Annotated in this window: 11 protein-coding genes; 6 read left to right on the top strand and 5 right to left on the bottom strand. The window is 37.3% G+C overall.

Translation table 11 applies throughout. From position 1 onward, the window contains the following. A partial coding sequence (locus AC22ZQ_RS09615) for a GNAT family N-acetyltransferase (RefSeq protein ID WP_318958569.1) occupies window positions 1–246 on the top strand: 246 nt, incomplete at its 5' end. 47 nt (window positions 247–293) lie between these two features. Here AC22ZQ_RS09615 and AC22ZQ_RS09620 read toward each other — a convergent pair. Beyond that, the gene (locus AC22ZQ_RS09620; protein WP_318958570.1) at window positions 294–1,484 is read right to left on the bottom strand and encodes a proline dehydrogenase family protein; all 1,191 of its coding nucleotides are present in this window, start codon (window positions 1,482–1,484) and stop codon (window positions 294–296) included. A 91-nt stretch (window positions 1,485–1,575) separates the two neighbouring features. Between AC22ZQ_RS09620 and AC22ZQ_RS09625 the strand changes: the two genes are divergently transcribed. Genes AC22ZQ_RS09625 through AC22ZQ_RS09635 form a run of 3 tightly spaced genes read left to right on the top strand, consistent with a single transcriptional unit; the run spans window position 1,576 to window position 4,499 of the window. Next, on the top strand, window positions 1,576–2,640 hold the full coding sequence (locus AC22ZQ_RS09625; RefSeq protein WP_318958571.1) for a 3-dehydroquinate synthase: 1,065 nt from the start codon (window positions 1,576–1,578) through the stop codon (window positions 2,638–2,640). Window position 2,641: 1 nt separating this feature from the next. Continuing rightward, window positions 2,642–3,652, top strand: coding sequence for an AMP-binding protein (locus AC22ZQ_RS09630; protein ID WP_318958572.1), 1,011 nt, complete (start codon window positions 2,642–2,644; stop codon window positions 3,650–3,652). Then, window positions 3,633–4,499, top strand: coding sequence for a DnaJ domain-containing protein (locus AC22ZQ_RS09635; protein WP_318958573.1), 867 nt, complete (start codon window positions 3,633–3,635; stop codon window positions 4,497–4,499). The genes AC22ZQ_RS09630 and AC22ZQ_RS09635 overlap by 20 nt, the downstream gene beginning before the upstream one ends. Here the strand turns inward: AC22ZQ_RS09635 and smpB are convergent. Together smpB and AC22ZQ_RS09645 are read right to left on the bottom strand one after the other, a co-directional pair. Continuing rightward, window positions 4,490–4,945 carry an SsrA-binding protein SmpB gene (gene smpB / locus AC22ZQ_RS09640; RefSeq protein WP_318958579.1) on the bottom strand — a complete coding sequence of 152 codons (456 nt, stop codon included), beginning with the start codon at window positions 4,943–4,945 and terminating at the stop codon, window positions 4,490–4,492. The two genes, AC22ZQ_RS09635 and smpB, sit on opposite strands and share 10 nt — an antisense overlap. A 50-nt stretch (window positions 4,946–4,995) precedes the next feature. Further along, window positions 4,996–5,559 carry a DUF6962 family protein gene (locus AC22ZQ_RS09645; RefSeq protein ID WP_318958574.1) on the bottom strand — a complete coding sequence of 188 codons (564 nt, stop codon included), beginning with the start codon at window positions 5,557–5,559 and terminating at the stop codon, window positions 4,996–4,998. A gap of 13 nt (window positions 5,560–5,572) precedes the next feature. On the opposite strand from AC22ZQ_RS09645, the gene recR reads away from it, so the two are divergent. Next, window positions 5,573–6,439: a recombination mediator RecR gene (gene recR / locus AC22ZQ_RS09650; RefSeq protein ID WP_318958575.1), complete on the top strand. Its 867-nt coding sequence runs from the start codon at window positions 5,573–5,575 to the stop codon at window positions 6,437–6,439. 47 nt (window positions 6,440–6,486) lie between these two features. Next, window positions 6,487–6,930, top strand: coding sequence for a large-conductance mechanosensitive channel protein MscL (gene mscL / locus AC22ZQ_RS09655; protein ID WP_318958576.1), 444 nt, complete (start codon window positions 6,487–6,489; stop codon window positions 6,928–6,930). A 91-nt stretch (window positions 6,931–7,021) separates the two neighbouring features. Here mscL and AC22ZQ_RS09660 read toward each other — a convergent pair whose 3' ends face one another. Both AC22ZQ_RS09660 and AC22ZQ_RS09665 read right to left on the bottom strand, forming a co-directional pair. Continuing rightward, entirely contained in the window at window positions 7,022–8,092 is a 1,071-nt protein-coding gene (locus AC22ZQ_RS09660) for a branched-chain amino acid aminotransferase (RefSeq protein WP_318958577.1), read from the bottom strand. A gap of 116 nt (window positions 8,093–8,208) precedes the next feature. Further along, window positions 8,209–8,811 (bottom strand): acyltransferase, encoded by a 603-nt coding sequence (locus AC22ZQ_RS09665; RefSeq protein WP_318958578.1) that lies wholly within the window; start codon window positions 8,809–8,811, stop codon window positions 8,209–8,211. Window positions 8,812–8,887: the final 76 nt, after the last annotated feature.

Genomic DNA, 8,887 nt, shown 5'->3' on the forward strand with positions numbered 1-8,887 from the left:
GGTATATGGCTCGGTACGAAACTTTGGTGCGGAAAATACTTAGAGATGGATAACGTTGTGATTGCTCCTGAACACAGATCTTCAGGTTTGGGAAAACAAATTACGGAATACGCAGAAAAGTTGGCCAAAGAAAGGAACTGCACCATTATGGTACTTGATGCCTATGCCAACAATTTTAAAGCTCATAAATTCTATTACAATCAGGGATTTGGACCCAAAGGATTTCACTTCATAAAGGATCTATAAAAAAAGGGAATGCAACGCATTCCCTTTTTTTATTTACTATCCTCAAATTATCTTCTCGGCGTTGGCTTTGAAGACCTTCTTCTTCTTTTCTTTTCTTTCATTATCAAGCTCAGCTCCCTACCTGTTTGTCCTGCTACAGAAGTATTCTCCTCTGCTCTACGCATCAAATAAGGAATTACTTCTTTAACCGGACCATAAGGAACGTATTTGGCAACATTGTATCCTTCGTAGCTAAGGTTGTATGAAATATGGTCTGACATTCCCAACAACTGAGCAAAGTAGATACGTCTATCATCCTTTTCCAAGTTATACTTTTCTAACAACTCTGCTAAAAAGGCTGAACTTTCTTCGTTATGGGTACCCGCACATAACTTACAGTAATCAATGTGCTGAACTACATGCTCTAACGCTAAATCGTAATCTCTATCTGTTGCCGCTTTATCAGGCTGAATTGGAGAAGGATAACCATGCTCCTCAGCACGTGCTCTTTCTTTCTCCATGTAAGCACCACGTACCAACTTCACACCGTAGTTATACCCTTGTTCTTTTGCTTCTTTAATACTGTCTTTCAAGAATTGCAACCTATCATGTCTGTACATTTGAACAGTATTGAAAACTATAGATTGTTCACGGTTGTATTTGCGCATCATCTCGGCACAAATTCTATCAATAATATCTTGAATCCAAGACTCTTCCGCATCTATAAAAACTGGAACTCCAAACTCATGTGCTTTGGCACAAATTGTATCTATTCTTTCAATTACTAAATCCAATGCCTTTCGATCAGCCTCTGAAATCTCAGCGTTCTCATCGTTTACACGCTTTAACAAATTGAAATTCGCAAGTCCGGTAACTTTAAACACGGCGTAAGGAATTGCTTTTTCACCATTGGCTCTAATAATGGTAGAAATTAATTCATTCACGGTATCCGTAAAATCTTCCTTATCCAACATTCCCTCTACCGAATAATCAAGTATAGTTCCAACGTTGAATTTGTTCAACTCCTCTATGGTGCTATCACATTCTAAAATGGTTTCTCCACCACAAAATTGTCTAAAGATGGTACGTTTTACGATACCCTTCACAGGCAAATTCATTTTCATTGCCATATTCAGTACGCCAGAGCCCATATTTACTAAGCTCGGGTACCCCATGAGTTTGAAAAGGCGATACGCTCGATTCAAATCTCTATTGCTCTTAGAAGCAAATGCTATTTCCGTATTTTCGAATGATACCATGCGGCAAAATTAATCGTGTTTTATTAATGACAAGCAATTTTTCGATGGCAAGCAGAATTTTTTCTACATTTCAGCCAACTAAGGCAAAGGAATGATAAAAAAGATAGAATCGCAAGGCTATTACATAGAGATTGGAAACCATACCGAAAGCTCTCTACAACAACTACTTGACAATGATTTTGCACAAGCAAAAAAAGTGATAATTGTAGACGAGAATACACATGATAATTGTTTGGAAGCCCTTCTTACACAATATACAGCCTTGAAAGAAGCAGAAGTTATTCTTCTCCCTCCTGGTGAAGAGAATAAGGTGATGGAAATTTGTTTCCAAGTTTGGGAAGCTTTGACCGAATATAAAATTGGTAGAAGAGATTTAATCATTAATCTAGGTGGCGGTGTCATAACAGATTTAGGTGGATTTATAGCTTCTGTTTATAAACGCGGAGTACAATTCATCAACATGCCAACAAGCCTTTTAGCCATGGTAGATGCCTCTTCAGGGGGTAAAACAGGAATAGATCTTGGTCCGTATAAAAACCAGCTCGGACTCTTCGCCTATCCCATTTGTACCATTATAGATCCTGGATTTTTACATACGTTACCAGACAATGAAAAAGTTTGGGGTAAAGCCGAAATGTTGAAACACGGGTTAATTGCTGATCGATCGCATTGGGACGCGCTCAAGGAGAAGGATGTACACGACATTAACTTAGATGATATTGCCGTAAGTGTTGCCATTAAAAATGATATTGTTCTAAGCGACCCTAAAGAAGAAAATGAGCGTAAAAAATTGAATTTTGGTCATACCATTGCCCACGCTTTAGAAGCTTACTTCCTCGATAAATCTCCTCTTCCTCATGGCTATGCTGTAGGATTGGGGTTACTCGTTGAGAGTAAAATATCTATGGATTCAGGACTTTTACCCAAAGAAGAATATTTCGAAATTGAACACTTTATTCTACAACAATACGATAAGATAGACAACATCAGCTCTATAGCGCAAACCTTACTGGGTTATATGCAAAACGACAAAAAGAAGGAAGGGGAAGAATACAACTTTACCCTACTTCAGCGTATTGGAGAAGCCAGCATTAATCACAGCATTGAGGAAGCAATAATTTTAGAGGCTATTAAAGTAATTGACGCACAATTTTAAGATGGAGATTAAGGTATTAGAGGGCGGTGAAGTTAGTTTTTCTTTGGTTGAGGAATTTTTAGAAGAATGGAATAATGATAAAGATTACATTGTTCAATTCACTTCTGGATCTACCGGAAAACCGAAGCCTATAAAAGTGTTGAAAAAACACATGATAGCCTCAGCCAAAACCACCAATACTTTTTTCAAGTTAACAAAAGAAAGTAAATATTACCTCTGTATTTCTCCTGCATACATAGGCGGTAAAATGATGATAGTTCGCGCCTTAATTAATGATGCATATTTATGGGTTGGTCCTATCAACAGCAAGGCAATTACTCCTTTGCAAGAAAAAGTTGATTTAGCGGCTATGGTTCCTTTACAAGTGGAAACATGTATGAAAGATGATGCTTTTCAATTGATTAATCATCTAATTATTGGGGGAGCTCCTGTAAATGATAATTTGGCGAAGGAGTTGATCAATTCACAGGTAAATGCTTATTCCACATTTGGCATGACGGAAACGGTGTCTCATATAGCACTCAAATATTTAGGTAAGGAAAATCAGTTTTTCAAGGTCTTGCCTCCATCGGAAATAACTGTAAACGAAAATCATCAGCTGATTATAAACGCTCCTCATTTAGGCGTTGAAAACATGCTAACCAATGATATTATTACCCTTCATGACCACCAAAGTTTTGAATGGCTGGGAAGAGCTGATTTCACGATAAACTCTGGGGGTGTAAAACTGCAACCAGAAATTATTGAAAAAAAATTGGTTACTTTTCTATCCAAGCATGCTTTTATAATATGTGGAGTAAAGAATGACACGTTTGGTGAAGCCGTTAGTTTGTGTATTGAGGGAAAACCTGACAACATAGAACAAATCAAAACAGCAATGCGTTCCACCTTGGAGAAATACGAAATTCCAAAATTCATCTATTACTTACCTGAATTATCGCGTACAGCTAATGGAAAAATAAACCGACTAGAAACGAAAGAAAGAATAGAACTTGAAGGAGTATTACTGTAAAATATTAGGCGTTTCCTCTCACGCATCGGCACAAGAAATAAAAAAGGCTTACCGTAAGAAAGCTCTTATTTATCACCCCGATAAAAACCCTACTGATGCCGCAATGGAAAAGTTCATTGCCATTCAAGAAGCTTATGAATATCTTTCGAATCCACCTAAAATAAGTACGGGAAAACAATACAGTTACAAAGATTTTAATCATCCTGAAAAGGCACAATCTGAAGAAGAAAAGAAACAACGTTTTAAGGAAGCACAAGAAAGGTACGAACAACAAAAAGCCCGAGAAAAGGCAGAAAATGAAGCTTATTTTTCCAAAATCTCTCAAGGTAGATTATGGAATTACTTTCGTTTTATCATGTGTTTTTCCACGCTTCTAGCAGGATTACTTGTGCTCGATCAATATTTACCATCTCGTTGGGTAAAAGACCAAGTTACACATGGAGATCCACGTGTTTACTATGAAGGTTTTAACAGAGAAAGTGTTTCGCCATTGTATACAGCAAGCGGGCAAGGACTCTGGCTTCCAAGGCAATATTTCTATGAAATCGTTGAGGGGAAAAATATTTATTTAGAAGAAAGCTTTATTCTAAGAGAAGTAAAACACCTGGCATTCTTCAACAGACAAGGAGAATGGGTTACTTCCTTCACAGATTATTCTGTACAAAGTATCTATTGGGTAATTGTCATCTTACTCCTCATTCCTCTTATCACCTATTTAGCAAAAAGTAGAACCCTGTTGTACAGTTTTCTGTTTCAATTTAGCGTATACTTCTACACCCTATTTATACTCGTAGTATTATGCAGTAACCAGAGGTGGTTACACCTTCTCACATTGGGTTACTTGTAATTCTTCATCACCCTATCTAAGGCACGCTTATCGTCCTTATCTTTTAGTGTCTGACGCTTGTCGTGAATATTTTTACCTTGCGCTAGGGCTATTTCTAATTTCGCCAAACCTTTCTCGTTGATAAACATGCGGAGCGGTACAATAGTAAATCCTTTCGTTTCTACTTTTTTCGCTAGTTTATTAATCTCTTGTCTATTCAACAATAATTTACGATCTGCTTTAGGTTTATGCTGATAAAAAGAAGCATTCGAATATTCGTTAATGAACATGTTTCTTATAAACACTTCATTATTTTCAATTACACAGAAGGCTTCCGCAATACTCGCCTTACCCAAACGAATACTTTTAATTTCGGTACCACCCAATTGAATTCCAGCTACAAAAGTGTCTAAGATTGTATACTCAAACTTTGCGCGTTTATTCTTAATGTTTACTGTGTTTTGAATTTTATTCATGAGCTTATTAAAGTCTTTATTTGTTCACCAAAACTGATGAATTATTTAAGAACATTAAAGGTATTATTTTCTTTAAAATAATTGGCCATAAAACGAATACCGAAGTAAAAGAAGGTAATAGTAATCATCATTAAAACATGGCTCAAATCATCTTTATTGAACCAAACGTGAGGGTTCAATTTCAAGAGAAAAATAAAAGCGGAAGGTATTAAGATTACCACTCCAAATACTATGTACTTGAAACCAGCCATTCCTTTTTTCCAAAAGTAAACACCAAAGCCACCACAGAAAATGAGGTAGGCCACAACTGCGTCAACGGTAATAAATAAGAAACTCTTAAAGGCTATAGCCAAGCCCCACAGAAGTACAGCTTTTGCAATCAGTACGCGTGTTAACAACCGTTTTCGTAAAGGATTATACAAGCTTATCATCGCTTTCCCTGCATAGAAGCTTGTTAAAATTCCCAAGGTCCAACACGGGAACTTTCCGTAGATTCCTGTATAGTAGAAAAAAGTATGTCCCAATCCACCAAATACCGTTGATAAACCAAAAAGCATGTAGAACCCTTTCCAGTACTTCTCAAATTCACTTTCAGGTTTTCCCAAATTGTAATAACATATGAAACAGATGGTTGCTATCAACCAGTTTGTGATTAACGCCATAGGTTCTTGCAAACACAAACCGGCGAAGGTGTACGGTAATTTTTCAGGGGAGATACCGCATTCTGATACTAATTCCACTAACATAGCGCAAAAATACGTCAAAGAATCACATAGGCAAGCTATTTTTCACATCTTCAAAGCATCAAATACAATTTTATGTATTTGGATACACAGCATATCTCTACAAAGCATTAATTTTGTTGTAATGAATATTCCTTCTAAACATATAGAAGAAGCTGTGGAACAACTGGCTTCTTTACCAAGTATTGGAAAACGAAGTGCACTGCGCTTAGTTTTACACCTTTTAAAAAGGAGTCCGGAAGAAATAGAGCGTTTTGCCCAAGCTTTTGTAACAATGAAAAGCGAAGTAAAACAATGCACATCTTGTGGAAATATATCAGATAAAGAACTTTGTGCCATTTGTTTAAATCCTAATAGAGACACTTCTCTGATTTGCGTCGTTGAAGATATTCGCGATATCATGGCCATTGAGGCCACCTCAAGCTATAAAGGAATATACCATGTCTTAGGAGGTATTATCTCCCCCATGGACGGAATTGGTCCAAGTGATTTGAACATAGACACCTTAATAGCGAAAGCAGAGAACGAAGAAATTTCAGAAATTATTTTTGCCTTAAGTGCAACAATGGAGGGGGATACCACTAACTTTTATTTGTATAAGAAATTAAAGGATTTCGATTTCAACATCTCCACGCTTTCGAGAGGTGTTGCCGTAGGAAGTGAACTTCAATATGCAGATGAGCTCACATTAGGAAGGTCTATTATGCAGCGATTACCCTTCGAATCTACTTTTCAGAAATAGTTTTACCGTTAGAAACTTTTAGTTTATTTTTAGTAAAAACTATTACTATGCTAAAAGAATTTAAAAAATTTATTGCCAAAGGAAATGTCTTGGAACTCGCAGTAGGTTTAATTATGGCCACCTACTTTGGAGCAATTGTAAAATCTTTGGTGAATGACATCATTATGCCAGCAGTAGGTTATGCCATTGGTGGTGTCGATTTCAATAAGCTTAAAATTATTATTGCAGAAGCTCAACCCGAAGTTTTAAACGATGCCGGAGAGGTCATCACTCCAGCCGTTGCTGAAGTGGCGATAAAGTATGGAGTTTTCATCAATACGATCATCGTATTTATCGTAGTTGCTTTTTGTGTGTTCCTTGTAGTTAAGGCATATAACAACATGAAGGAACGCATGAAAAAGAAGGAAGAAGAAGCACCAGCTGCACCGCCAGCACCTTCTAAAGAAGAAGTCTTATTAGGTGAAATTAGAGACTTGCTGAAAGAGAAATAGAGAATAGAGTAAAAAGAATTATTACTTAGATACAACAAAAAAAGAGCGAACCGTTTGGTTCGCTCTTTTTTAATATCAGTTGACTCCTTGCTTACACGTTGAAAACCCAATTGTTTTCATCTGCAATTTTACCAACTTTAAGATTATCTAAGTATTTATGTACTTTGTTAGAGAATTCTCTTGTTTCCACTGCTGGAAGTTCGAATTTCTCATCTCTAAATCCTATCATTTTAATTGGTGCGATAGTAGCGGCAGTACCTGCTCCAAAAGCTTCTTGTACTCTACCTTCTCTACATGCTGTAATGATTTCTTCAACCGTTACCTTGCGCTCCTCTACTTTCATCCCCCATTGCTGAGCAACCTCTACAACAGATCTTTTTGTTATTCCACGTAAGATTGTATCACTGTCTTCGCTTGGTGTAATTAATACGTCATCAATAACAAACATAATGTTCATTGTTCCAGACTCCTCAATGTACTTGTGCTCTTTAGCATCTGTCCAAACCAACTGGTGGTAACCTTCTTGTTGACCTAACATTGCAGGATATAAAGAAGCCGCGTAGTTTCCAGCTGTTTTTGCTCTACCTACTCCACCTTCGGCAGCTCTCGTGTATTTTTCTTCAATTTTCACATTCAGCGGTTGTGCGTAGTACGCTCCTACTGGACAAGTGAAAATCATAAATTTATACGTGTCAGATGGTTTAATTCCGATGTAATTATCCATTGCAAATAAGAATGGACGAATGTACAAGGAGTACCCCTCTTTCTTTGGTACCCATGCTTCATCGATTTCTACCAATTTGGCAACCAATTCAACAAACATTTCTGGAGAAAGCTCTGGCATGCACATTCTTTCGCACGACTCAGCAAATCTTTTCCCATTCATATCTGGTCTAAAGATAGAAACGCTTCCATCCTCTTTTCTGTATGCTTTCAATCCTTCGAAGATCGATTGTCCGTAGTGAATAACAGAAGTTGCAGGGTGCATTTTTAAATCTTGAAAAGGACGGATAACCGGGTCTTGCCATTTTCCATCCACGTAATCCATTTCTAACATGTGATCAGAGAAAACTTTTCCAAAAGGAAGGTTGTCCCAATCTACCGCGTTTACTTTAGAATCCGCTGTTTTTTCAACCTGAAAATTTATTGTTTTAGTGTTCATACCTTGTAATTTCACAGCGCGAATATACTCATTTTCTGACGATACGTCAAGGTGAAAGTGACCAACGTCATCAAATACGCAGGCTTTTATTCTCCAGAAGTACTATACCCCAGCCTCTATGCGTTTTTCACTTTTTCCCAAGTTTCAAATAGCTTATCTTGAGAGGGCCTATCTGCTTCAATCTCTCTTAAAGGCTCGCAGGGCTTTAAGGTATCCATACATTCCTTTGGAAGTGCTTGGTAAAGGGCTGTACCTTTTGTTTTCCATGCGATCATATCATCACTCACCTCTTTTACTTTTTTAGCAGGATTTCCTACCATCAAAGACCTTCTTTCTACTTTCGTTTTAGCAGGAACAAACGCCAAAGCACCAATGATACATTCTTCTTCAACGATCACATCATCCATCAAAACGGCATTCATTCCAACCAGGCAATTTTCTCCAACAGTTGCTCCGTGAATAATTGCACCATGTCCAATATGCGCTCCTTTTTTCAAGGTCATAGTAGTTCCTGGAAACATATGCAGTGTACAATTTTCTTGCACGTTACACCCGTCCTCTATTACTATTTGTCCCCAGTCACCACGAATAGCAGCACCTGGTCCTACATACACATCCTCTCCAATAATTACATTTCCCGTAACAGTTGCATTAGGATGAATAAAACTCGAAGCTGCGATTACCGGTTTAAAACCATTAAATTCAAATATGTTGGCCATTGTATTTTTTGTTCAAAAGTATAAAAGTTCGTCGTTCCTTTTACTTTTAATCAAAAGCAAGAGAAAATTGGTCTAA

The organism is Lishizhenia sp., from assembly GCF_057456495.1.